We start from the raw sequence: 24,862 nt of genomic DNA, 5'->3' as shown, positions 1-24,862 counted from the left end.
CGGACACTTTTCATGGACACCGCTTCCTCCTCCCTCGCGACGACGGGCGCTCTACCGCTGCGACGCTGGCTGGCAGCCGCAACGAGCATGATGCGCCCACCCTCTGCGAGGACCGGCCGGCTTGGCGTCGACGGTCTGCCCGACGACTGGGCGTGGATCGAGAACGGCAAGCTCTACGCGGTGTACGCGAAGGGAGGCACGCCGGCCGCGGACGCGCTGATCTGGGCGAGCGTGCGGTCCTCGCAATCGCGCCATGTGACCGTGGTGCTGGCGCGAGAACGAGACGCCGTCACTGCGCGGCTGCGCGAACTCGGTTTCGCCGACGATCGTCCCGCGCGTGGCTGGCCCCGTGGCCTGAACGTGCTCGCGATGCCTCCCGAGACAGCGCACGCCGAACGCGGCGCGCGCCCCGTCGCATTCGCGCGTCTGATTGGCGCGCTGCATGCGCTTCGTAGATCCGGCGTGCGCCGGCGGGCGCTTTACGTCATCGAGGGAGGCGAGCGCTGGTTCAGCTGGAGCGATCCCGTGGCCCTCGCGCGCGAAGGCCGCGCGCTCGCCGGCTGGTGCGCGGCACGACGCGTCGCGATGGTGCTGCTGCTGGACGCAGAAGGCGCGCAAGCTGCGTCGCAATCGGGCAATGCCGCGTTTCACGACCTCGCGCTGCCCGACGGAATGGACGACACGCCCGACGGGTTGGCGGCTCTCGCTGGGCGTCCTGAATTCCATGCCGCGTGCGCGGGTGTCGCACGAGTTCAACACACGCACGGCGAGCTGCTGTGGCACGGGGACTTCTGGCGCAGTGGCGAAACGTTGGTGACGGGCGAGCGTCTCGGACTGCGCTTTTCCGAGGCGGGGCGGCTGACGGTGGCTCCCGTGACGGCAGATGCGTGGGAAGTCGACGGCGATGTGTTGCTCGCCCGTGACGACGCACGCGTGGTGGTGACGCGCGCGGCGGTACACGGTGAGGAGCGCTGGCTGCCGCCGCAATGGGAGACCGTCGAAGATCAGATGTCGCTTCTCGCCGCGTGCAGCGGCGCCCAGGCCGCGACCGTTTTGCTGGACTATCGAGGCAGCGCGGATCTCGAGTCTCTCTGTTCGACGATTCATGCGTTGCGCCGTCGATGCGGACGCGCGCTCAAGATCGCAGTGGTGGAGCGAGGCGAAGTCTTGCGGCACCAGTACGAATTGCTGGTGCTGAATCTTGGCGCGAACCTGGTGCTAGGCCGCGAGCTGCCATTCTCGCGTGTCCAGTCGTTGCTGCACTCGCTTCAGGGGCAGCTGCATACGCGCCCTGTCGCCGTCGACTATCGCGCCGCGCTTGCTGCCGCCCTTAGCGACTCGGGATCGGGCTATCTGCCCGTTGGCGAATTCTGCGAGCGGCTTCGCACCACCGTTGCGCGTGGCGCGCCGCTCAAGTTGCCTCATGTCCTCGTGAAGCTCAGGCTCGCGCCGGTCCGGGCTCATGGCGAGGCGCTGCGCCATTGCATGCCCCGGCGCTCGGGTGACGTGCTGACGCTCGACGCTACTCATCTCTATCTGTTTCTGTTCGCGTGCAGGCCAGCCGACGTGGATCGCGCACTCGCGAACATCGTCGATGTGCCCGTAGACCAGCTCGCGGAACGTGTGGAGCGCCTCACCGAAGATGCGATCGACGCCGAGCTGCGCGATCTCGAAGCAGCGAACCGGCGCAAGCGGTTCGCGGACTACAGCGATCTGTATCTCGCGGTGCCTCGTTCTGTCCCATCGCCGTCGACGGCCGAAGCAGTCGACAGGCCGCGGCAAGCGAGTGAGGAAAGCCATTCGCCTGTCGATCAGCCGGGCACTGCGAACAGGCGCGCGGAGACCTCGGCTTCAGCCACGTCTCGATCTGGCGACGGGGCGCTCGTCCCGCCGCGCCCACGCCGCGCCGTTCGCGCGGCGATGCCTGTGCTCATGCGGGAGAAAGCGTGATGCCGTTTCTGTTCATCTGTCTGGTGACGGGCATGGTCGTTGCCATTCCCGTCTGGATGCTCTGGCAACGCTTCGGCACCCGGCGCGGTCTCGATGGCGTGAAGCGCTTCGATCCCCGCGAGGCCGTGCCGTGTACGCTCGAACCCGTCGCACTGAGCGCACAGCTTGTGCGCGAGGTTGCACGACGTGAAGAGGCCCGCCGATGAAGACCATCGCGGTGGTATCGACGGCAGGCGGCGCGGGGCGTACTACATTGAGCGCCGCGCTTGCCGTGCTGCTTGCGCGCCGCGGCCGCCAGATCGTCGCGCTCGATTTCGATCCGCAGAACCTTTTGGGCGCGTATCTGGGACTCGATTCGGTGGATGGGCCGGGCATCGGCGATGCGATCACAGTCGAAGCGGCAGACGGCGTAGACCCGTGGCAGGAATGGACGTGGCGCAACGAAGAGGGCGTGCTGTTCGTTCCCTACGGCCGGCGACCGCTCGCCGAAAACACGCGATGCGAGACGCGGCTTGCACAGGCGCCGCAGTGGCTTGCTCGCTCGCTCGCGCTGCTGGATCTCGACGATGACGCAGCCGTGCTGATCGACACGCCACGCTACCCGTCGCAGCAGGCGGACCAGGCGATTCGCGCAGCCGATCTCGTGTTATGCGTTACGCCGCCCGAGCCCGTTGCGTGTGCGACGCTGGTTTCCAGTCTGCCCGATTTGCAGGCCGCAAGCGCGCGGTTCAGTGTGGTCGTGAACCGGCTGAATCCTGCGCGCGACATGCAGCGCGATGTGCTGACGATGCTCCGTGCTGCGCTGGGCCCGGGACTCCTCGTCGATCAGCGGGTGCATTTCGATGCCGCACTGCCGGAGTCGTTCGCGCGTGGCAGCTGGCTCTTCGACGACGCACCGTACTCGCAGACTGCGCATGACCTCCAGGGCCTCGCGAACTGGCTCGACGCCTCGCTCGGCGAACGTGCCGACAAGGGCAAGAACCGATGAGCACGCCACACATGGACGACAACAACCAGTCTGCCGATGCGGCCGACGTCGGCTGGCGCACGCGTGTGCTGGACTGGCTCGCACGCGGGCTCGGTTTGACGGCCGAGCGAACGGCGCTCGACTGGTGTGTCCGCCTCTTTTTTCATCCGCCGTCAGCGGGGCGGCCCGACCGCGTTCGCGATGCTGCGCGTGCGGCTTTCATTGCGCTCGCCGCGCACTGGGGCGTGCTCGATATCCGCAGTCCGCGCGAATGGTTGTGGCGCGCCTTCGTCAGACCGCGGCGCGCGCTGTCGTTCGAATGGATCGATACGTGGATCGTGCCCGCTTACCGTTGGATCACGGCCTGCTGGCGAGCCGTGCAGGCACGCCTGCCGGATCTGCCGTGGATGCGCTGGGGCGAACGCGTGGAACGCGGCGTGGGCGCGCTTGGAAAGGTGCGTTGGCTGCTGCCCGTCTTCGCGACAGCCGGCGCGGCGCTCTGGCTGCTCGTGGGCACGTCGCCGCTGACGCCCATCGGCCAGTTCGAGTTTTTTGCCGTCACCGTGCTCGTCGCGCTCGTCCTGCGCCGCGTGCCCGGACGCGCGCCGCTGCTGGTCCTTGCGCTGCTTGCGCTCTTTGCGATGACACGCTATGCGTGGTGGCGCGCCACGGAGACGCTCGTGTTCGCGTCACCCGGCGAAGCCGTCGCCGGCTATATGCTGTTCGGCGCGGAAGCCTACACATGGCTGATCCTCGTGCTCGGCCTGCTGCAAACCGCGTGGCCGCTCGAGCGCAAGGTCGAGGCATTGCCAGCCGATCCGCGCGACTGGCCGAGCGTCGACATCTTCATTCCGACCTACAACGAGCCGCTTGCCGTCGTGAAGCCGACGGTGTTCGCTGCACAGGGTGTCGATTGGCCCGCCGATCGCCTGCGCGTGTATCTGCTCGATGACGGCAATCGTCCTGATTTTGCGGACTTTGCGCGCGAGGCGGGGATCGGCTATCTGACGCGAGATGACAACCGGCACGCGAAAGCGGGCAATATCAACCGCGCACTTGCGCGTACAGACGGCGAGTACGTCGCGATCTTCGACTGCGATCACGTGCCGACGCGTTCGTTTCTGCAGATGACAATGGGCACGTTTCTGCGCGACAAGCGCTGTGCGCTCGTGCAGACACCGCATCATTTTTTCTCCCCGGACCCTTTCGAGCGCAACCTCGGGACGTTCCGCCGCGTGCCCAACGAAGGCAATCTGTTCTACGGGCTCGTTCAGGCCGGCAACGACCTGTGGAACGCAGCGTTCTTTTGCGGCTCTTGCGCGGTGCTCCGGCGCAGCGCGCTCGATGAAATCGGCGGCATTGCCGTCGAGACCGTGACCGAGGACGCGCACACCGCGCTCAAGCTGCACCGGCGCGGCTACACGAGCGCGTATCTGCCCACCGTGCAGGCAGGGGGGCTCGCGACCGAAACGCTCGCCAGCCACATCGCGCAGCGCACGCGCTGGGCACGCGGCATGGCGCAAATATTTCGCATCGACAACCCATTCCTTGGGCGCGGACTCAGCTTCTTTCAACGGCTGTGCTACAGCAACGCGATGCTGCATTTCTTCTACGGCATTCCGCGTCTGATTTTCCTGACCATGCCGATGGCGTACCTGTTCTTTCAGATGTACTTCATCAATGCCGCCGCCACGCGAATCGCGAGCTACGTGTTGCCGTATATCGTGCTCGCGAATATCGCGAACTCCCGGATGCAAGGACGCTATCGGCACTCGTTCTGGGCTGAGGTGTACGAATCCGTGCTTGCGTGGTACATCGCGCTGCCCACGACCGTCGCGTTCTTCAGCCCCCGGCACGGCAAATTCAACGTGACCAGCAAGGGTGGCCGGATCGCCGAGGGATTCTTCGACTGGACCATATCGCGGCCCTATCTCCTGCTGCTTGCGCTCAACGCGTGCGCACTGGCAGTTGGCGCGTCGCGCCTCGCGTTCGAGCAGGGCGCCGAAGGCCCGACGATCGTCATGAACATGGCCTGGACACTCTATAACCTCGTGATGCTGGGCGCCGCGCTCGGCGTCGCGCGTGAGGTGAAGCAGGTACGAGTGACGCACCGTATCGCGATGCGCATACCCGCCACGCTCATTCTCTCTGACGGCACGACCGTCAGCTGCACGACGACCGACTACTCGACGGGTGGCTTCGGATTCGATGTCGAGCCGGGGCTCGGCATCCGGCCGGGCGACACGCTCGACGTGTGCATCAGCCGTGGCGATCGTCTGTTCCACTTTCCGTCTCGTGCGTGCCGCTACGTTGGCCGGCAGCTCGGCGCGCAGTTCGACGCGCTCACGCTCGAGCAGGAGCGGCAACTCGTGCAGTGCACGTTCGGCCGCGCCGATGCCTGGCTCGGATGGAGCGGCACGGACAACGACGATGCGCCATTGCGCGGCCTGAAGGAAGTGCTGCTGATGGGCGTGGAAGGCTATTCGCGCGTGCTGGCGAGCGGGCGGCGCGCCGTGCAATCGCTGCTTGCACTCGATCGCACTCGATACTGACGAGCGGCGCCCGCACCCTTGTAGACTCTCTGACCTCGATCATGACTTTGTGGAACCTGTATTTCATCGCCAAGCTTTATTTGTTTGAGTCTGGCCATCTGTCGCCACTGTGGATCGCGAATATCGCTTTCGCAGCTGTCCTCGCGGCGACCTCGATGTTCCGGCGCCGCTCGCTGCGCGTCGTGCGCAACCTGATCGGGCTCGCGATCGGACTGCCGCTGATGTATCGCGAGGCGAACGTCCCGCCCTTCTCACGCGTGGTCGAGGAATTCAGCAACCTCACTACGTTCAGCGGCGGCTACTGGCTCGAACTGGCGGGACGCTTCCTGCCGCCGATGTTGCTGCTCGCGTTGGTCGGCGCAGTGCTCGGATACCTGCTCGTCAATCGCTGGTTGCGCGTCGCGACGTTCGTGTTCATGGCGCTTGTCGCGATTCCCGTCTGGCAAGCTGGCGCCGCGCTGCTCGTACGCACTTCGCAGACATCGACGGCAGCAGCGGACGCCCGTCAGGCAGTGGCGCAGCCGGCCGATCACGACGCGGTGCTTGCGGCGTTCCGGAAGACCGAGTCGCAGAGACAGGTGAATTTCGGCAAGCTCGCCGACGACCCCTCGCGCCAGTTCGACGTGATCGTATTGCACATCTGTTCGCTTTCCTGGGATGACCTGGACGTAGCGAAGGCGCGCAATCACCCGATGCTGAGTCACTTCGATTATCTGTTCACGAACTTCAGCACGGCCGCAAGCTACAGCGGACCGGCGGCGATTCGCGTGCTGCGTGCAACCTGCGGACAGGAGTCGCATGCGGATCTGTACAAGGACGCACCGCCGCAGTGTCATCTGTTCGGGCAACTCGCGGCGGCGGGCTATACCGCGCAGACGCTGCTCAACCACGACGGGCATTTCGACAATTTCCTGCAGATCATTCACGACAACATCGGCGTGCCTAACGCACCGATGATTTCGAACACCGACGTGCCCGTTGCAATGCATGCATTCGACGGTTCGGCGATTCACGACGACTATGGCACGCTTGCAAAGTGGTACGCGCAACGCGCGCAGATTCCCGGTCCGGTCGCGCTGTACTACAACACGATCAGCCTGCACGACGGCAACCGGTTGCCCAACAGCAGCTTGTCGAGCCTCGAGTCCTATCCGCAGCGCGTGAACACGCTGATGAGCGACTTCGACCGCTTTGCGGACCTGATTGCGTCGTCAGGCAGGCGCGCGGTGATCGTGTTCGTGCCCGAGCATGGTGCTGCGTTGCGTGGCGACAGCAACCAGGTGGCGGGGCTTCGGGAGATTCCGACGCCGCGCGTCGTGCACGGGCCGGTCGGCGTGCGGCTGGTGGGCTTCGACGGAAATCACGGTCCGACTACCGTGATCGATCGTCCGACGAGTTTCCTCGCTGTCGCGCGGTTGCTGTCGAACCTCGTGTCGAACAGTCCTTTCAAGCCCGGCGTCGCGCTCTCACAATACGCGGCGAATCTGCCGCAGACGCAGATGATCGGCGAGAACGAGGGCACCGTGACGATGGCGACCGCGGACGGCTATGTGGTCAGAACCCCGGACGGCGTGTGGGTGGACGCGCGATGAGAGAACACGCTGAAAACGGGGGCGAGCCCGGACACGACATTGACGGCCTCGCGCGTCATGTACCCGAAGTCGACGTCGCGCGCTACGTGGACGAACAGGCGCGCGGCGCGTACGAGGACGCGCTCGTGCGCTGGCCGCTGCTCGCGCGGCTGATGAAGCTCGAAGGGCGTTGAGAGGTCACATCATCGCCGGGCGCCTGGAGGCACGGCGGCGTTTGGATGGCGGATGTGGCACATCGACGGACACTGCTGGCTCACGTCATCCTCAAGTTCTTTGCGCAGTTGCCGACATGGGGAATGAAGGCAATAGCAATACAACGCCAGGACGCTTCGCAACGTCCGTAAAATGTGTGGTCTGGACGGCGACCGTCCTGTCCGGACCGGCAATGCACGTCAGACGGAACGCCAAAGATTGAATCGTGAAGAACTTTTTCGATAACAAGCTCGCCGAGCGCTACGGCTACGGGATCGCCGTATTGATCGCCGCAAAGGCTGCCGATCTGCAGCGCGGAATTGATGCAACGAATGCTCGACGCAGAACTGAAGGCCGTCGTCTGCTCGACGACGCGTGCGTGGAAGAGGTGATCTCGGGTCTGCGCAATAACGGGCTGCTTCCCGAGGAAAGGAATGTGGATGGCGCTGATCTGCCTGATGTGGGGGCAGCGGGGTGAGTGCCGTCTGCGGTTAGCGTCGCGTCTGTTTGCTGTGTATTAGTGCCTTTAATCAGGCGAGCGTCACGCGAAAATTCATTCGTCTGAAAAAACAAAAAAAACCGATGTCGCCGGCGCATTGGCGGGTAATTAGCCTGAATAGCCTGAAGGCAGAGACTTTTTATTGCTGCCGGTGCTTTCGCGAGGTGGCGCTTTGCACTCCGCTTCTGCTGTAGCGGAGCAGCCGGCATGCAGTACCATGCCGGGAGAGCGTAGAAGCGAGCCCGTCGCCATCGACTTTTTTTGGCGACGGGTTTTTTCTGGGCGATCCAGTGGCCGATCCGCACGTCGTCTATCGTCGAGACATCGAGAGACGCAGGAGTACCGAAATGACCTACTGTGTGGCGATGTGCGTCGACGAAGGCCTCGTGTTCCTCTCGGACACGCGGACCAACGCCGGTGTCGATCACGTCAGCACCGCGCGCAAGATGTCGGTGTTCGAAGAGCCGGGACACCGCATGCTGGTGCTGCTCAGCGCGGGCAACCTGTCGCTCACGCAGGCCGTGCTGCACGAGCTGTCAGAGCCGGCCGAGCCATCGCGGCCCACGCTGTGGACCGTCTCGACGATGGCGGATGCCGCGCGCGTCGTCGGCCAGGCGGTGCGCGACGTGCATCAGCGTGAAGCGAGCGCGCTGCAGGCGTTCGGCGTCGACTTCAATTGCAGCTTCATTCTTGGCGGCCAGATTGGCGATGGCGGCACGGGCGGTAATGGTGTCGTGCAGCCGCATCCGCGTCTCTTCATGATCTACGCAGCGGGTAATTTCATCGAGTCGTCACGTGTGAATCCGTACTTTCAGATCGGCGAGTCGAAGTATGGCAAGCCGATCATCGACCGCGTGCTCGCGCCGTCGACGCCGCTCGACGAAGCCGCCAAGTGCGCGTTGATCTCGATGGATTCGACGCTGCGCTCGAACCTCTCGGTCGGGCTGCCGCTCGATCTGCTCGTCTACGAAAAGGATGCGCTGCGCGTGACACGCTTCGTGTCGATCGATCAGGACAACACGTATTACCAGATGATTCACCGCACGTGGGGCGAGCGGCTGCGGCAGGTCTTCAGCGAGATACCCGAGCCGGACTGGCGGAGCGCGGGCGATGTGCCGCGCGACGGACATGTCGGCGAGATGGTGCTGTATCGCGCGCCTGGCGCGCTGCACGCCGATGTCGATGAGGCCCCTGTGGATGCCGGCGCGCGTCCGGCACAGACCCTGGCGCAAGCCGACAAGCCCAAAGCGCGCGGGTAATCCGGGCGCAGAGATGCTCCAAATAAGCCTGCACCAATAAAAAAACCAGCCTTCGGCTCGCGCCTCCGGCTGGCTTCTGAAATACGGCTCGACGTCTCGAGCCGTACGCCATTCGTTCTTCGAATTAGAACTTGTGACGGATACCCAGGCTGACGATCGTTTGCGACGACGAGCCCGACTGGTAGCCGTACGAACCGACGGAAGCGTCCGCCGTCACGACCGACGTGCGGCTTTCGCGCTGGTGACCGTTTGCGTGTTGGTATGCGCCGATCAGGTACAGGTCCGTGCGCTTCGACAGCGAGTAGTCGCCACCCAGCGAAACCTGGTTGTAGCTTGCCGACGTGTCGCCCGAGCCGTGCGTGTAGATGTAGCCCAGACCCAGCAGCATGGCCGGCGTCACCTGGTAGCCAACATAGCCGCCTGCAACGTTGTACTTCTCTTGCTGCGAGAACGCCGACAGGCCGTCCGGCTTGTACTGCGCGAAGCTGTAGCGGATGCCGAACGTGAACGGACCCGCGACATACTGACCAGCCGCCGAAGCGATGCCGATCGACTTCGCCGAAGCGTATGCGCTGTTGATCGTCGAGCCGTCGAACGTGCCGTCCGACGTTGCGCCCGGACCCCAGCCCGGCGTCGGGCTCGTTGCGGACACGCCACGGCCTGCTGCCGTGTTGCCGTTGGTCATGTGGAGGTAGCCTGCTGCGACGCTGAACGGACCGAAGCCGTACGTTGCCGCGCCCGACCACGTCTGGCCCGCGCCCGTCGCGCCTGCGACGCCGCCCAGAGCGTACATGCCTTCAACCTGGAGGCCGCCCCAGACCGGCGACACGTACTTGACTGCGTTGTTCGTACGCGAGCTGTTGTCGTTGTTGTCGACGTCGCCCGGCGTGGTGAACGTGCTGCCGAAGTAGTTGTCAGCCGTCAGCGCCTGAACCATGTCGACGACCGGGTCGTACTGGCGACCCAGAGTCAGCGTACCGTACGCATCGTGCGTCAGACCGACGTATGCCTGACGGCCGAACAGACGGCCGCCCTGGCCCATCTTGCCCGAGTTCACGTCAAAGCCGCTTTCCAACTGGAAGATCGCCTTCAGGCCGCCGCCCAGGTCTTCCGTACCCTTCACGCCCCAGCGGTCACCCTGCAGGTTGCCCGCGAACATCGTGAACAGGTGGTTGTTGGCCGGGTTCGCATGATTCACGTACTGGACCGATTCATCGATCAAGCCGTACAGCGTCACGCTGCTTTGTGCATGCGCCGCGCCTGCAGCGCCGAGCAGTGCCAGCGAGAGGGTAGACAGTGCGATTCGTTTCATCCATTTCTCCACGCAGATGATTGGTTTCGTTGTTGCGAATCGGAGAATAGCGCAGTGTCTCCAAGTGTAAGAACTGAAAAAAATTAAGGTGTATCGAAAATGTGACAGCCCGTTAGAGGCCTTGTATCGCCGGCTTGTCGACGATTGTTGCTTTTTCGGCAATATTTAATCTTTGACTATGCATTATTGTTGTTTTTATGACAGTGATCGTGCAAGTCGGTACCCATTGCGCGTTTCTGCGCAAGTGCCATGTAAGAAAGTTGTCTAATCAAATGCGGAAACCTCCGCTTCCAGATCACGAAGCCATCGGCGCGGGCGGCGCAAAACTTGTTGTTACGGGTGGACATCCGCGTTCCGTTGTGATCGTGCAAGCACGATTCCGTTGAAGCGTGCGCTTAACGCGCGTCGCTGGCGGCGGGCGGTGCTCCGGCATCGTCGACGCTGTGGCGGCGGCCGGCCACTGTGGCAACAAAGAGCGCCGTCCCTGCCGCGACCAGTACCGAGCCCCACGGGTGGCGCCGGACATAGCGGTCCGCTGCAACTGCCGTGCGGCCCGCGCGCACCAGCGTGTTCGCGGCGGCGCGCGTCGCGTGCGTTTCCGCCTTCGCGACCGTTTTGCCGATGGTCACGGCTTTGCTGATGCCGGCGTCGTGTGCCGCGACGAGCTTTGCCACAGCCGACGGCCGCGGTTTTGCGCCTGCCGAGATGCCGGCTGCGTCCGCTGGAACGCCGCCGGCGCCCGCTGCCGTGCCGGCTGCACCCGCCATTACGCCGGCTGCGTGCGGCGGCGCCGCGCCCCATACGGAGCCGCGCTTCGCAGCACCAGCCGCCACCGTCGACGCGGCCAGCACCGACGCCAGCATCGCGCGGCTGCCGGGCGGCGTGGCGGGCGCGAAGCCCCACGCGCCGCGCGGATCGTGCATGCGCCCGCGCGCGGCGGCAAACTCGGCGCCGAGCAGCAGTACGACGGCCGAAAAGTACAGCCACATCAGGAGCACCGCGAGCGAGCCCGCCGCGCCGAACGAATTCGCCATGCCCGCGTGCGCGAGGTAGAGCGCGAAGAGCTTCTTGCCCGCCGAGAACAGCGCGGCCGCCACCGTCCCGCCGACGAGCGCATCGCGCCAGCGCACGGGCGCGTCGGGCAGGAACTTGAGCAGCCCGGCAAAGGCGAAGGCAAGCACCAGCCAGCCGACGAGCAGTTGCAGCAGGTTGCCGACCACTACATACGGCGAATCGCCCCACAGCATGTTGCCGATGAACGTGATCGCCGTATCGAGCACCAGCGACACGATCAGCAGGAACGCGACGCCGAGCACGAGACCGAACGAAATCAGCCGCACGCGCACGAGCGCCATCACGCTCGACGCGCGCGGCGCTTCGGATGGCCAGACGACATCGAGCGCGCTGTTCAGCGACGAGAACGTCGCCGACGCGCCGATCGCAAGCATCGTGAACGAAATGACAGCGGCGATGCCGCCTGCTCCGCCGCTGCGATGCGCGTTCTGCACGATCGTCGTGACGGCGGCGGCGGCATCGTTGCCGAGCACGCCGTGGACCTGTCGAAAGAGTTCGCCGCGCGCGGCATCCGCGCCGAAGAACCAGCCGGATACCGCGATCACCATGACGAGAGTCGGCGCGAGCGAGAACGCCGCATAGAACGCAATGCTCGCTGCCATCGCGGCGCAGCGGTTGTCGGCGAACTGCCGCAGCGCGCCGACAGCCCACGACGCCTGCTTTTTCGCCACTGACTGCAACTTCTCGGCGGAGAGGGAATCGAGTTCCATGACGTCCTTGTTGATGCGGGTATCGATGAGACTTCATGCAGACAGCAAGGCACGTGCTCGCGGATTCGCCGTGCATCGCAGTGCTCGTACACGCCGCGAGTGTCAATGGTATGACGCAAGCGTCGCGCCCATCTATCTATGTCGATACATCAACTGCGAACCGACAGGCATATGACGTGCTGTCGTTCTGCTCTGTTGTGCTTACGACGTGCAAGAAACGACTTATACTTTTTCTCACCTCCCCACAAATAGAACGAGAGGCGATCATGCTGCAAATGTCCCGCCGTCAGTTCCTGAAGGTGACGGCGAGCACGCTAACGGGATCGAGCCTGGCCCTGCTGGGCTTCTCACCCGAACCCGCGCTCGCCGAAGTCCGTCAGTACAAACTGGCTCGTACTACCGAAACGCGCAACACGTGTCCTTACTGCTCAGTCGGCTGCGGCATTCTGATGTATGGCCTCGGCGACGGCGCAAAGAACGCGACCACGAGCATCATTCATATTGAAGGCGACCCGGATCACCCCGTCAATCGCGGCACGTTGTGCCCGAAAGGCGCGAGCCTGATCGACTTCATCCATAGCGAGAGCCGCCTCAAGTATCCCGAGTATCGTGCTGCCGGTTCGGATCACTGGCAACGCATCTCGTGGAACGACGCGCTCGACCGCATCGCGAAGCTGATGAAGGAAGACCGCGACGCGAACTTCATCGAGAGCACGCCCGACGGCAAGAAGGTCAACCGCTGGCTGACCACGGGCATGCTCGCGGCGTCGGCGAGCAGCAACGAGGTCGGCTATCTGACGCACAAGACCGTGCGCAGCATGGGGATGCTCGCGTTCGACAACCAGGCGCGTGTCTGACACGGCCCGACGGTGGCAGGTCTTGCCCCGACGTTTGGCCGTGGAGCGATGACGAACCATTGGGTCGACATCAAGAACGCGGACGTGATTCTCGTGATGGGCGGCAATGCGGCCGAGGCGCACCCGTGCGGTTTCAAGTGGGTGACGGAGGCGAAGGCGCATAACAAAGCGAAGCTGATGGTCGTCGATCCGCGCTTTACGCGCACGGCGTCCGTCGCGGACTTCTATGCGCCGATCCGTACGGGCACCGACATCGCGTTCCTTGGCGGCGTGATCAACTATCTGCTGACGAACGACAAGATCCAGCACGACTACGTGAAGAACTACACGGACTTTCCATTCATCGTCCGTGAAGACTTTGCGTTCAACGACGGCATTTATTCAGGCTACGACGCGAAGGCCCGCAAGTACCCGGACAAGTCGACGTGGGACTACGAACGCGGCGACGACGGCTTCGCGAAAGTGGACATGTCGTTGCAGCATCCGCGTTGCGTGTACAACCTGCTCAAGAAGCACTACTCGCGCTATACGCCGGAGATGGTCGAGAAAACGTGCGGCACGCCGAAGGACAAGTTCCTGCACGTGTGCGAGACGCTCGCGACGACAGCGACCCCGAACCGCGCGGGCACCATTATGTACGCGCTCGGCTGGACGCATCACTCGGTCGGCTCGCAGATGATCCGCACGGGCGCGATGGTGCAGTTGCTGCTGGGCAATATCGGCGTCGCGGGCGGCGGGATGAACGCGCTGCGCGGACACTCGAACATCCAGGGGCTGACGGACCTCGGCCTGATGTCGAATCTGCTGACGGGCTACATGACGCTGCCGAACGATCCCGAGCAGGACTACGAGGGCTACATCAAGGTGCGCGCGTCGCAGCCGCTGCGGCCCAATCAGCTGAGCTACTGGAAGAACTACCGCGCGTTTTACGTCAGCATGATGAAGTCGTGGTGGGGCGACGCCGCGACGGCCGACAACCACTGGGGCTACGACTATCTGCCGAAGCTAGACAAGCCGTATGACCTGCTGCAAGGCCTCGAGCTGATGAACCAGGGGAAGATGAACGGCTACATCTGCCAGGGCTTCAATCCGCTCGCGTCCGCGCCGAACAAGGGCAAGTCGTCGGCGAGCCTCGCGAAGCTGAAATGGCTCGTCATCATGGACCCGCTCGCGACGGAAACCTCCGAGTTCTGGAAGAACCACGGCGAATTCAACGATGTCGATTCGTCGAAGATCCAGACTGAAGTGTTCCGCCTTCCCACTTCGTGCTTCGCCGAGGAAAACGGTTCGCTCGTCAGTTCGAGCCGCGTGCTGCAATGGCACTGGAAGGGCGTGGAGCCGCCGGGCGAGGCGCGCAGCGATCTCGAGATCATGTCGGGAATCTTCGTGCGCATGCGCAAGGCGTACAAGGAACAAGGCGGCAAGTATCCCGACCCGATCGTCAATCTGAGCTGGCCGTACGCGAATCCCGAAAGCCCGACGCCCGCAGAAATGGCGATGGAATACAACGGCCGCGCGCTCGCCGATCTGCCCGATCCGAAAGACCCGAGCAAGGTGCTGGTGAAGAAGGGCGAACAGCTGGCCAGTTTCGCGCAACTGAAGGACGACGGCACCACCGCGAGCGGCTGCTGGATTTTCTGCGGCGCGTGGACCCAGGCTGGCAACCAGATGGGCCGACGCGATAACTCCGATCCGACGGGCATCGGCCAGACGCTGAACTGGGCGTGGGCATGGCCCGCGAACCGTCGCGTGCTGTACAACCGCGCATCGTGCGATGTGAACGGCAAGCCGTTCGACCCGAAGCGCAAGCTGATCGCGTGGAACGGCACGAGCTGGAGCGGCACCGACACCCCTGACTTCAAGCTCGACGAGCCGCCCGAAAACGGCATGGGTCCGTTCATCATGAACGCGGAAGGCGTCGCGCGTTTCTTCGCGCGCGACGCGATGAACGAAGGTCCGTTCCCCGAGCATTACGAGCCGTTCGAGAATCCGCTCGGCTACAACACGTTCCATCCGAACAATCCGCAAGCGACCAGCAATCCCGCCGCGCGCGTGTTCCCCGACGACCGGGCGGCGTTCGGCAAGCCAGCCGATTTCCCGAATGTGGCGACCACTTATCGTCTGACGGAACACTTCCACTTCTGGACCAAGCACGCACGCCTCAATGCGATCATCCAGCCGCAGCAGTTCGTCGAGATCGGCGAGGAGCACGCGAAGCAGATCGGCGTGGTGTCAGGCGACCGCGTGAAAGTGACGAGCAATCGCGGACACATCGTTGCCGTGGTCGTGGTGACGAAGCGGATCAAGCCTTTGACGATCGACGGCAAGAAGGTGCAGACGGTCGGCATTCCGCTGCACTGGGGCTTCACGGGGCTCACCAAACCGGGCTATATCACCAACACGTTGACGCCTGTCGTGGCCGACGCGAATTCGCAGACACCGGAATTCAAGTCGTTCCTCGTGAAGGTCGAGAAGGCATAGGGAGGCGTCATGGCATATCAATCGCTCGATATCAGGCGCATCTCCGCCACGACCGTGCAGCCCACGTCAGTGCGCGAGCCGGCGACGGGCGGCGTCGCAAAGCTGATCGACGTGACCAAGTGCATCGGCTGCAAGGCGTGCCAGACGGCGTGCATGGAGTGGAACGATTTGCGCGACACGGTTGGCGTCAACACGGGCATCTACGACAACCCGCGCGATCTCACCGAGCATTCGTGGACGGTGATGCGCTTCACCGAATACGAGAACCCGAAAGGCGACCTCGAATGGCTGATCCGCAAGGACGGCTGCATGCACTGCGAGGACCCGGGCTGTCTGAAGGCGTGTCCGTCGCCAGGCGCGATCGTGCAGTACACGAACGGCATCGTCGATTTCCACGAGGAAAACTGCATCGGCTGCGGCTATTGCATTTCGGGCTGCCCGTTCAACATTCCACGGCTTTCGAAGGCGGATCATCGCGTCTATAAGTGCACGCTCTGCTCGGATCGCGTGGGCGTCGGCCAGGAGCCCGCGTGCGTGAAGACGTGTCCGACGGGCGCGATCGTGTTCGGCACGAAAGAGGACATGAAGGCGCATGCCGCGGAGCGCATCGCGGACCTGAAGGAGCGCGGCTTCGAGAAAGCGGGGCTGTACGATCCGCAGGGCGTGGGCGGCACGCACGTGATGTACGTGCTGCACCATGCGGACAAGCCGTCGCTCTACAATGGCCTGCCCGACGATCCGCACCTCAGCCCCTTCGTGCAATTGTGGAAGGGCGTTGCGAAGCCGCTCGCCGTCGCCGTGATGGCGCTCACCGCGCTGACGGGCTTCTTCCACTACACGCGCGTCGGGCCGAACGAGGTCTCGGACGAAGACGAAGATGCCGCCCGCAACGAAGCGCGCGATATCCGCGCGCGGCATGCAAGCAAGCCCCAGGAGCCCGTCAAATGAACCAGCATCGGCAAGAGAATCCGGATCTGATCGTGCGCTATACGGCGAACGAGCGCACGAATCACTGGATCACGGCGATCACGTTCGTCCTGCTCGCGCTGTCGGGCCTCGCGATGTTTCACCCGTCGATGTTCTGGCTCTCCGCGTTGTTCGGCGGCGGGCAGTGGACGCGCATCCTGCATCCGTTCATCGGCATCGTGATGTTCGTGTCGTTCCTGATTCTTGCGCTGCGCTTCTGGCACCACAACTATCTGAACGACGACGACCGGCAATGGCTGCGTCAATACAGGGATGTGCTCGCCGCGCGCGAGGACCGGTTGCCCGAAGTCGGGCGCTACAACGCCGGGCAGAAGCTGCTGTTCTTCGTGATGGTGGTGTGCCTCGTGCTGCTGCTGCTGAGCGGCATCGTGATCTGGCGGGCGTATTTCTCGTTCTACTTTTCCATCGAGGTCCTGCGCGTTGCGGCCGTGATTCATGCGATCACGGCGTTCGTGCTGATCTGCGGAATCATCATTCACATCTATGCGGCGCTGTGGGTCAAGGGCTCCGTGAGCGCGATGGTGCGCGGCACGGTGACGCTCGGCTGGGCACGCAAGCATCATCCGAAGTGGTTCCGCGAAAGCATCAAGTGACAGGCGGCGCGCGTGCCGGAGAGCGCGCGCTGCATCCGCATATCTGCTACTGTTGACGCCATCCAGACCGTAACGGCAGGAACCTGAATTGGTGCAACGCATCCTGGAGCCTGGCCAGATCGAATCAATCGATCACTCGGCCCTTCCGCGCATCCGCCGTCCCGAGCGCGCGACGCTGTTCTCGACGCGCGCCGCGCGTCTTCGCGAGCTTGCGGGTGCGAGCCCGATCGGCGGGTATGTCCGTCTGATGGCATCGCTCGCCGACGCGCAGCAGCAGGCGCTCGCGCAAGTGAGCGCGACGATGCCTTCCGCCGAATCCATTGCTCTCGCACAGCAGCACTCGATGCCGATCGCACCGTCGTCGACGACGGAGCGCGATCCCGTGTGGCACGACGTGCTGCAACGTCTGCTCGATCGCGTCGAAGCGGCCGGTCTCGTGACGCCCGCGCTCGCGCGAGTGATCGACGGCTTGCGCATGAAGAGTGCGCAAGAACTCGACGCGCTCGCCGACGCGGTCCTCGCGCTGCGCTTCAACGAAGTCGATCCCGCGTCCGCGCCGTTCGTGATGGCGGCGCTGCAAGTGGTGTGGACGGACATCGCGAGCCGCATCGACGAGCGCGACGTGCCGTATCTCGACACGCCGGGCATATGTCCCGTATGCGGCGCGCAGCCGGTGGCGAGCATCGTGCGCGTCGGCGGGCAGTATCAGGGCTTGCGCTATCTGCAATGCGGGCTGTGCTCGACGGAGTGGCACGTGGTGCGCGTCAAGTGCTCGAATTGCGATTCGACGAAGGGCATCGCGTATCACGGCATCGACGGCGGCAGCGAAGCGCTGAAGGCCGAATCGTGCGACGAATGCCACACGTACCGGAAGATCGGCTATCAGGAGAAGGACTACGACTTCGAGCCGCTCGCCGACGATCTCGCGAGCCTCACGCTCGATCTGCTGATGAACGAAGCAGGCTACCGGCGCAGTAGTCCGAATCCGCTGCTGTGGCCCGAGGTGCCGTCGGACGAGTGAAGCTCATATACATGCACGGGGAGTGCGAGCGTGAGCGAAGTGTCGGGCAACGAATTGGGCGATGACCCGCGCGCGCTGCTTGCGCGCGTGCCCGCCGTCGAGCGCGTGCTGTCGACGCCGATGGCGCAGCGTTTGATCGATGAATATGGCCACACGCAAGTCGTCGATGCGATACGCGCCGCAACCGACACGCTCAGGCGCGAACTGCTTGCGGGCGCTCCGTTCGATGCGTCGTTCGGCTTCGAAGCGAGGCTCGCCGACGATGCACAGCGTGTGCTCGCAGCGCGCGCACGGCCTCATCTGCGTTCCGTGTTCAATCTGACGGGCACGGTGCTGCATACGAATCTGGGCCGCGCGCTGTTGCCCGACGAAGCGGTGCGCGCGGTGGTCGTTGCGCTCACGCGGCCGATGAACCTCGAATTCGATCTCGCGACGGGCAGGCGCGGCGATCGCGACGATCTGATCGACGAACTCATCTGCGAACTGACGGGTGCCGAGGCGGCCACCGTCGTCAACAATAACGCGGCGGCCGTGCTGCTCACGCTGTCGGCGCTGGCGTCGAAGAAGGAAGTGGTGGTGTCGCGCGGCGAGCTTGTCGAGATCGGCGGCGCGTTCCGCATTCCCGACATCATGTCGCGCGCGGGCGCGAAGCTGCGCGAAATCGGCACGACGAACCGCACGCATCTGAAGGATTACGAGGAAGCGATCAACACGCGCACCGCGCTGCTGATGAAAGTCCATTGCAGCAACTACGCAATCGAGGGCTTCACGACAAGCGTGTCCGTCGATGACGTCGCGCAGCTTGCGCATGCGCGTGGCTTGCCGATGGCCGTCGATCTCGGCAGTGGCACGCTCGTCGATCTCGCGCAATACGGCTTGCCTCGCGAGCCGACCGTGCGCGAGGCCGTCGATGCGGGCGCCGATCTCGTCACGTTCAGCGGCGACAAGCTGCTGGGCGGCCCGCAAGCGGGATTGATCGTCGGACGCGCGGAGCTGATCCGCAAGATCAAGAAGCATCCGTTGAAGCGCGCGCTGCGGGTCGGCAAGCTCACGCTCGCGGCGCTCGAACCTGTGTTGCAGCTATATCGCGCGCCCGAACTGTTGCGCGAGCGGTTGACGACGCTGCGCCTGTTGACGCGTCCCGCTTCCGACATGCAGGCACAGGCGGAGCGCCTGGAAGACGTGCTGCAACGTGTGCTCGGATCAGCGTATGCGGTGACGGCCGAACCGATGGCGAGCCAGATCGGCAGCGGCGCATTGCCCGTCGATCAATTGCCGAGCTATGGGCTGGTGGTGCGCAACGCACACGGCAAGCGCGGGGGCCGCGCGCTGATGAAACTCGAAGAAGCGCTGCGCGCGTTGCCTCGCCCCGTGATCGGCCGCATTACCGACGATGCGCTGCGTCTCGATCTGCGTTGCCTCGAAGCCGCCGACGAAGCGGCGTTCGCCGCGCAATGTGCGGAGCTGCGTCTATGATCGTCGGTACGGCGGGTCATATCGATCACGGCAAGACAACGCTCGTGCGCGCATTGACGGGCGTCGATACCGACCGCCTGAAAGAAGAGAAAGCGCGCGGCATTTCGATCGAACTCGGCTACGCGTACACGCCGCTCGATAACGGCGACGTGCTCGGCATGATCGATGTGCCGGGCCACGAACGGCTCGTGCATACGATGGCGGCGGGCGCATGCGGCATCGACTACGCTTTGCTCGTGATCGCCGCCGACGACGGCATCATGCCGCAAACGCGCGAGCATCTTGCGATCCTGCAACTGCTGGGTGTCACGCGCGGCGCGATTGCGCTGACGAAAACCGATCGCGTCGATGCAGCGCGTCTCGCGCAAGTGCGCGACGAGATTCGCGCATGGCTCGCATCGACGCCGTTCAACGACGCTCCTTTCTTCGAGACGAACGCGACCGCGCCGGACGATAGCGGCGTGTGCGCGCTTTCGCTTCATCTGCGTGATGCTGCTGTCGCGTGGCAAGGCCGGCGCGACGATGGGCTGTTCCGTCTTGCGATCGATCGCGTGTTCACGCTCGCGGGGCAGGGCACGATCGTGACGGGCACTGTGTTCGCGGGACGCGTCGCGACAGGCGACACGTTGATGCTCGAACCTTCGCATCAGGCCGTGCGCGTGCGCAGTATCCACGCGCAAAACCGCGCGTCCGATGTGGGCCGTGCGGGGCAGCGCTGTGCGCTGAATCTCGCGGGCATCGACAAGGAAGCGATCGCGCGCGGCGACTGGATCGTCGATGCGCGGCTCGCGAAGCCAGGCGAGCGGCTCGACGTCGAACTGACGCTGCTCGACGATGCAGGCATCACGCTGCAACACTGGGCGCCGCTGCATGTGCATATCGGCACGCTGCATCGCGTCGCGCATGTCGCGCTGCTCGATGACGATACGCTGGACGCGGGACACGCGGCGCGCGTGCAGCTCGTCTTCGATGCTCCTGTGTGCGCGCTGCCGGGCGACCGCTTCATCGTGCGCAATGCACAGGCGACGCGCACGGTCGGCGGCGGTCGCGTGCTCGATCCGTTCGGTCCGCCGCGCAAACGCCGGACAGCGGAAAGGCGCGCGTGGCTCGATGCGTTGCGCGTGTGGCTCGGTGAAGGGCGCATCGGTCCGCTGCTCGAAGAAGCGCCACGCGGCGTATCGCGTTCGATGCTGATGCAACTGACGGGCCTGCCCGCCGAAGCATTGCCCCTTCCCGCCGATGCCACTGAAATTGCGCTGCACGGCAAAGATGCCGGCGATGCGGTGATCGTGTTGCGCTCGCATTGGGCGCGTCTGCGTTCGCAGGTGATGGCGGCGCTCGATCAGTATCACGCGCGCTCGCCGGACGAACTGGGACCCGACGCCGCGCGCTTGCGGCGCATTGCTGGGCCGCTGGTGCCGGATGCGATGTGGCGCGCGTTGATCGATTCGCTCGTCGACGAGGGCGCAGTCGCGAGAAGCGGGCCGTGGCTGCATCTGCCGACGCATACGGTGTCGCTAGATGCGCGCGAGCAGGTTCTCGCAAGTGCGTTGCTGCCGTTGATCGTGCGAGGCCGTTACGATCCGCCGTGGGTGCGTGATCTCGCGAAGACGACAGCGCGCGACGAGGATGCCGTGCGCCAGGTGCTGCGCAAGCTCGCCCGGCAGGGCGATGTGTATCAGGTCGTGCGCGATCTGTTCTATCACCGCGAGGTTGTGCGTGAACTGGCGCGGCTCGTTGCCGCTATCGCCGGGGAGGGTGGCGGCGCGTTGGGCGCGTCGGCGTTTCGCGATGCGACGGGCTTGGGACGTAAGCGCGCGATCCAGATTCTCGAGTTCTTCGACCGCATCGGCTATACGCGCTTTCAGCGCGACGTTCACTGGCTGAGGCCGGATTCGCAATTGCATGAGGCGTTGGTGTGCGAAGCGGCCGTGTGATGCCGATGGTCGGTTGTCGGTTGCAGGCGCAACTGGACTGACCGTGACGATGAGCGGCCGCTATAATCGGTTGCGGAAAGCGGGGTGCGTCACGTGATGCGTTGATCTCGTTTCTCTTTGCACGGCTGATCGAAGTTGGACACGGAAGGCATTCGTATCTGGTGGTGCGGCTGGGCTTCAAACCCAGTGAGGGGTGTCAGCCACTCCTCGGTCGGTTCGACTCCGGCTGCCTTCCGCCGTCAGTTTCCGGGTTATTCCCGCACTCTTTTTTTGTAGAGTTCATCAATTAATGTCGTTTACGACAAGAATTGCCTGTTTTTTGGTCTGCTCCCGTTTTTGGAGGCGTTTCTGGAGCATTGTTGTCACCTCTGACAGTCGATGAGTTGAGGAGCTTCAATGCTCTCGTGTGGAATTCGCTATATACCAAATTCTTCTTTACTCCGGTACGCGGCAATATCCGCTCCGCAACTTCTTCCTTGTTGACGTTACGCCTTCCTGGCGCAGTTCTTGAAAATGTCTCCAGTATTCGTCAAAGGCCCTTTCCTTGCACGTCAACTTTTCCATCCGTCTCGATTCCTGTCCCCGATGCACTAACATTGCTGCAAAGTCTGGGGTCAGTGTTTGCAAACAATTTATATTCACATCAAGAAGTCGGCTGGCTTGACTTAGGTTATGAAGTATCCCTAATTTATCAAGCTTATCTAGCTCTGTAAGCAAGGCGTCTGAAGTTTTGAATGTTCGGACGCCGCGTTGGCGAGCTAGCGTGACGCTGGTGGCCTTAGCGTCCGCATACATCTTGTGTAATTTCAAATCGTTTCCAAGTACGACGTCGGATATCTTGCAGTCACAACGGTCTGCGATAGTGGTCAACATTGGAAGCGATATCTTGCGGTGGCGATCGCGGCAGCAATTTTCGATAACGCTTACGTTGCCCAGATACTTAGCTAACCGGGATAGGTTACCGTCGAACAAAGTGTTTGCAGCATGCTGTATAAACTCGCTAGTACGACAGCCGTTGGCGAATTTTTCGGGACGTTGGTGTATCTCATCTAACAATTCCGCGACCAAGTGCGCGGATCGGACTTCCGCCGCGCTGCCCGGATCGAAGGCCATGTGGTCGAAGCGGAGCAGCTCTATGAACAGGCCATCCGCCTGGCTCAGGAAAGCGGCTTTGTCCATACCGAGGCGCTCGCCAACGAACTCGCGTCCCGCTTTTACGCGGCGCGTGGTCTGGAAAAGATTGCCCGTGTTTATTTGCAGGACGCCCGCTACGGCTACCTGCGTTGGGGAGCCGACGGGAAGGTGCGGCAACTTGAGGAGCGGTATCCATACCTCGGGAGGGAAGAGCCCGCGCCCGGACCGACGAACACGATCGTAACGCCCGTCGAACACCTCGACCTCGCGACCGTGATCAAGGTGTCGCAGGCGGCCTCAGGAGACATCGTCCTTGAAAAGCTGATCGATATGATCATGCGTACGGCAATTGAACAGGCCGGCGCCGAACGAGGCCTGTTGATCCTGGCGGACGGCGGCGAACAACGGATAGCGGCGGAAGCGACGACGGGCTGCGACGCGACGTGGTTGCAGCTGCGCGATGTGCCCGTGAGCGCGGCGATGCTGCCGGAGTCGATCCTCTACCATGTGCTGCGCACCCGGGAGAGCATCTTTCTCGACGATGCCGCCGCTGACTCCTCGTTTGCCGCAGATCCCTACATCCGTCAGCATCGCTCCCGTTCAATACTCTGCCTGCCGTTGATGAATCAGTCGAAGCTCACCGGCGCGCTCTACCTCGAAAACAGTCTGACGGCCCGTGTGTTCAGCCCGGCCCGTATCGTCGTGCTGAAGCTGGTGGCCTCGCAGGCTGCGATCTCACTGGAAAATGCTCGTTTGTACCGCGATCTCGCGGAACGCGAAGCGAAGATCCGGCGCCTGGTGGACGCCAACATCATCGGGATCATTGTCTGGAATGCCGGTGGTGAAATTCTCGAGGCCAATGACGCGTTTCTTCGCATAGTGGGCTATGAGCGTGAGGATATTGTCTCCGGTCGCGTCCGATTGACCGACCTGACCCCGCCGGAATGGCTCGACCGCGATGTCCGGCAATGGCTGCCGGAGCTCAAGCAAACCGGTCGCTTGCAACCGCTAGAGAAGGAGTATTTCCGGAAGGACGGCAGTCGGGTGCCTGTGCTGATCGGCGTGGTGAGCTTCGAAGAAGGAGGGAACCAGGGTGTCGCTTTCGTACTCGATCTGACCGAGCGCAAACAGGCGGAGGAAAAGGCCCGCGAAAGCGAGCGGCGCTATCGAGAGGTGCAGACGGAGCTGGCGCATGCGAACCGAGTCGCGACCATAGGGCAACTCACGGCCTCGATCGCTCACGAAGTCAACCAGCCGATCGCCGCGACGGTGACCAACGCTCAGGCTGCCCTGCGGTGGCTGAGTGCTCAGCCTCCCAATGTCGACGAGGTCGGGCAAGTGCTCGGCCGTATTATCAAGGAGCCAATCGGGCGGGGGACGTGCTCGGCCGGATCCGTCAGCTGGTCAGGAAGGCGCCACCGCGGAAGGAATCGGTCGACATCAATGAGGCGATCCGCGAGGTGATCGAGCTTACCCGTGGTGAAGCCTCGAAGAGCGGCGCCTCAGTGCACACACAACTCGCGGACAGCTTGCCGTTCGTCGAAGGAGACCGTGTCGAACTGCAACAGGTGCTCCTCAACCTGCTCATCAACGCGTTCGAGGCGATGGGCGGCGTCAGCGACGGCGTGCGGCAAATGCTGATCAGCACAGGGAATGCCGACAACGACTGCGTGCTCGTGACAGTGCGCGATTCGGGGCCGGGCTTTGCTCCTCACAGCGCCGAGCATGTTTTCGCCCCTTCTACACCACGAAGCCCACCGGCTTGGGGATGGGGCTGTCGATCTGTCGTTCGATCATCGACGCGCATGGTGGCCGAGTTGTGCGCGTAGTGCGTCTGTCAGGTTCCGGTGTACTGCAGCCGTTCAAACGGCAGACATCCCCGCTGGCTGAATGGCAGGTTGTGGCCGGGAGTACGCGTACACCCACGTCGCCGGAAAGCTGTCGTTGAGACTCGAACGTTAGCTCCGGGGCTGGTGCTCTCGGCCAGAAGGCGTCATTGAGAAGTGGGACGCGTCGCCTATTCCAAAGTTGTTTTTTCTTCAGATAACCGACGTTGTAACTACGTCTCGCTTCTTCAGTGATAGCGCTTCCCGACCTATAGCTCTAAGCACGGTTCGTCCAGCACTTCGAAGGGAGGTATTAGGAAGGTCTGAACAACCCGTTTTTTTATCGCACTTCTGCCGAGCGCCCGAGACAGGGATCGCGGTATCACTGGCACGGCGTCAGACCACTACCGGTCGCGTCTTTTACCCAGCGGCTCGACATCCGT

The 24,862-nt window shown here is 63.4% G+C and carries 17 protein-coding genes, 1 tRNA gene and 1 pseudogene; 16 read left to right on the top strand and 3 right to left on the bottom strand.

What is annotated here, in order from left to right; all coding sequences use genetic code 11:
* The first annotated feature begins 12 nt into the window (after nucleotides 1-12).
* The 8 genes from bcsE to AB4Y32_RS09555 all read left to right on the top strand — a co-directional run bounded on the left by bcsE (nucleotide 13) and on the right by AB4Y32_RS09555 (nucleotide 9,011).
* Nucleotides 13-1,950, top strand: a complete 1,938-nt coding sequence (gene bcsE, locus AB4Y32_RS09590; protein ID WP_368721116.1) for a cellulose biosynthesis protein BcsE — start codon at nucleotides 13-15, stop codon at nucleotides 1,948-1,950.
* Nucleotides 1,950-2,156 carry a hypothetical protein gene (locus tag AB4Y32_RS09585; protein ID WP_368721115.1) on the top strand — a complete coding sequence of 69 codons (207 nt, stop codon included), beginning with the start codon at nucleotides 1,950-1,952 and terminating at the stop codon, nucleotides 2,154-2,156. Before bcsE ends, AB4Y32_RS09585 begins: the two co-directional genes overlap by 1 nt.
* Nucleotides 2,153-2,938 carry a cellulose biosynthesis protein BcsQ gene (gene bcsQ, locus AB4Y32_RS09580; RefSeq protein ID WP_368721114.1) on the top strand — a complete coding sequence of 262 codons (786 nt, stop codon included), beginning with the start codon at nucleotides 2,153-2,155 and terminating at the stop codon, nucleotides 2,936-2,938. The genes AB4Y32_RS09585 and bcsQ overlap by 4 nt, the downstream gene beginning before the upstream one ends.
* Nucleotides 2,935-5,469 carry a UDP-forming cellulose synthase catalytic subunit gene (gene bcsA, locus AB4Y32_RS09575; protein ID WP_439899766.1) on the top strand — a complete coding sequence of 845 codons (2,535 nt, stop codon included), beginning with the start codon at nucleotides 2,935-2,937 and terminating at the stop codon, nucleotides 5,467-5,469. The genes bcsQ and bcsA overlap by 4 nt, the downstream gene beginning before the upstream one ends.
* A 41-nt stretch (nucleotides 5,470-5,510) precedes the next feature.
* A complete protein-coding gene (gene bcsG, locus AB4Y32_RS09570) occupies nucleotides 5,511-7,061 on the top strand; it encodes a cellulose biosynthesis protein BcsG (RefSeq protein WP_368721113.1) in 1,551 nt (516 codons plus the stop codon).
* Nucleotides 7,058-7,234 carry a hypothetical protein gene (locus AB4Y32_RS09565; protein WP_368721112.1) on the top strand — a complete coding sequence of 59 codons (177 nt, stop codon included), beginning with the start codon at nucleotides 7,058-7,060 and terminating at the stop codon, nucleotides 7,232-7,234. The genes bcsG and AB4Y32_RS09565 overlap by 4 nt, the downstream gene beginning before the upstream one ends.
* A 245-nt stretch (nucleotides 7,235-7,479) precedes the next feature.
* On the top strand, nucleotides 7,480-7,731 hold the full coding sequence (locus AB4Y32_RS09560) for a hypothetical protein (protein ID WP_368721111.1): 252 nt from the start codon (nucleotides 7,480-7,482) through the stop codon (nucleotides 7,729-7,731).
* 368 nt (nucleotides 7,732-8,099) lie between these two features.
* Nucleotides 8,100-9,011: a peptidase gene (locus AB4Y32_RS09555; RefSeq protein ID WP_368721110.1), complete on the top strand. Its 912-nt coding sequence runs from the start codon at nucleotides 8,100-8,102 to the stop codon at nucleotides 9,009-9,011.
* Between the two features lie 124 nt (nucleotides 9,012-9,135).
* Here AB4Y32_RS09555 and AB4Y32_RS09550 read toward each other — a convergent pair whose 3' ends face one another.
* Together AB4Y32_RS09550 and AB4Y32_RS09545 are read right to left on the bottom strand one after the other, a co-directional pair.
* Complete coding sequence (locus AB4Y32_RS09550) at nucleotides 9,136-10,323, bottom strand: porin (protein ID WP_368721109.1); 1,188 nt, start codon at nucleotides 10,321-10,323, stop codon at nucleotides 9,136-9,138.
* Between the two features lie 395 nt (nucleotides 10,324-10,718).
* Entirely contained in the window at nucleotides 10,719-12,107 is a 1,389-nt protein-coding gene (locus tag AB4Y32_RS09545) for a YhjD/YihY/BrkB family envelope integrity protein (RefSeq protein ID WP_368721108.1), read from the bottom strand.
* Between the two features lie 266 nt (nucleotides 12,108-12,373).
* Between AB4Y32_RS09545 and fdnG the strand changes: the two genes are divergently transcribed.
* The 7 genes from fdnG (at nucleotide 12,374) to AB4Y32_RS09510 (ending at nucleotide 21,695) form a co-directional block, all read left to right on the top strand.
* Nucleotides 12,374-15,445 (top strand): formate dehydrogenase-N subunit alpha, encoded by a 3,072-nt coding sequence (gene fdnG / locus AB4Y32_RS09540; protein WP_368721107.1) that lies wholly within the window; start codon nucleotides 12,374-12,376, stop codon nucleotides 15,443-15,445.
* Nucleotides 15,446-15,454: 9 nt separating this feature from the next.
* Entirely contained in the window at nucleotides 15,455-16,393 is a 939-nt protein-coding gene (fdxH, locus tag AB4Y32_RS09535; protein WP_368721106.1) for a formate dehydrogenase subunit beta, read from the top strand.
* Nucleotides 16,390-17,025: a formate dehydrogenase subunit gamma gene (locus AB4Y32_RS09530; RefSeq protein ID WP_368721105.1), complete on the top strand. Its 636-nt coding sequence runs from the start codon at nucleotides 16,390-16,392 to the stop codon at nucleotides 17,023-17,025. Before fdxH ends, AB4Y32_RS09530 begins: the two co-directional genes overlap by 4 nt.
* A gap of 88 nt (nucleotides 17,026-17,113) precedes the next feature.
* On the top strand, nucleotides 17,114-18,046 hold the full coding sequence (gene fdhE, locus AB4Y32_RS09525; RefSeq protein WP_368721104.1) for a formate dehydrogenase accessory protein FdhE: 933 nt from the start codon (nucleotides 17,114-17,116) through the stop codon (nucleotides 18,044-18,046).
* Nucleotides 18,047-18,076: 30 nt separating this feature from the next.
* Nucleotides 18,077-19,522 carry an L-seryl-tRNA(Sec) selenium transferase gene (selA, locus tag AB4Y32_RS09520; RefSeq protein ID WP_368721103.1) on the top strand — a complete coding sequence of 482 codons (1,446 nt, stop codon included), beginning with the start codon at nucleotides 18,077-18,079 and terminating at the stop codon, nucleotides 19,520-19,522.
* Nucleotides 19,519-21,459 (top strand): selenocysteine-specific translation elongation factor, encoded by a 1,941-nt coding sequence (gene selB, locus AB4Y32_RS09515; protein ID WP_368721102.1) that lies wholly within the window; start codon nucleotides 19,519-19,521, stop codon nucleotides 21,457-21,459. Before selA ends, selB begins: the two co-directional genes overlap by 4 nt.
* Nucleotides 21,460-21,602: 143 nt before the next feature.
* Nucleotides 21,603-21,695 (top strand) — tRNA-Sec (locus tag AB4Y32_RS09510).
* Nucleotides 21,696-21,894: 199 nt separating this feature from the next.
* Here AB4Y32_RS09510 and AB4Y32_RS09505 read toward each other — a convergent pair.
* On the bottom strand, nucleotides 21,895-22,638 hold the full coding sequence (locus AB4Y32_RS09505; protein WP_368721523.1) for a hypothetical protein: 744 nt from the start codon (nucleotides 22,636-22,638) through the stop codon (nucleotides 21,895-21,897).
* On the opposite strand from AB4Y32_RS09505, the pseudogene AB4Y32_RS09500 reads away from it, so the two are divergent.
* A pseudogene (locus AB4Y32_RS09500) lies at nucleotides 22,555-24,541 on the top strand (GAF domain-containing sensor histidine kinase); the annotation flags it as partial. The gene AB4Y32_RS09505 and the pseudogene AB4Y32_RS09500 sit on opposite strands and share 84 nt — an antisense overlap.
* Nucleotides 24,542-24,862 lie beyond the last annotated feature (321 nt).

Origin of the sequence: Paraburkholderia phymatum (assembly GCF_040965635.1) — a bacterium.
Lineage (GTDB): Bacteria > Pseudomonadota > Gammaproteobacteria > Burkholderiales > Burkholderiaceae > Paraburkholderia > Paraburkholderia phymatum_B.
Note: the sequence above shows the minus strand (reverse complement) of the source record. Positions and strands in the feature narration are given on the sequence as shown.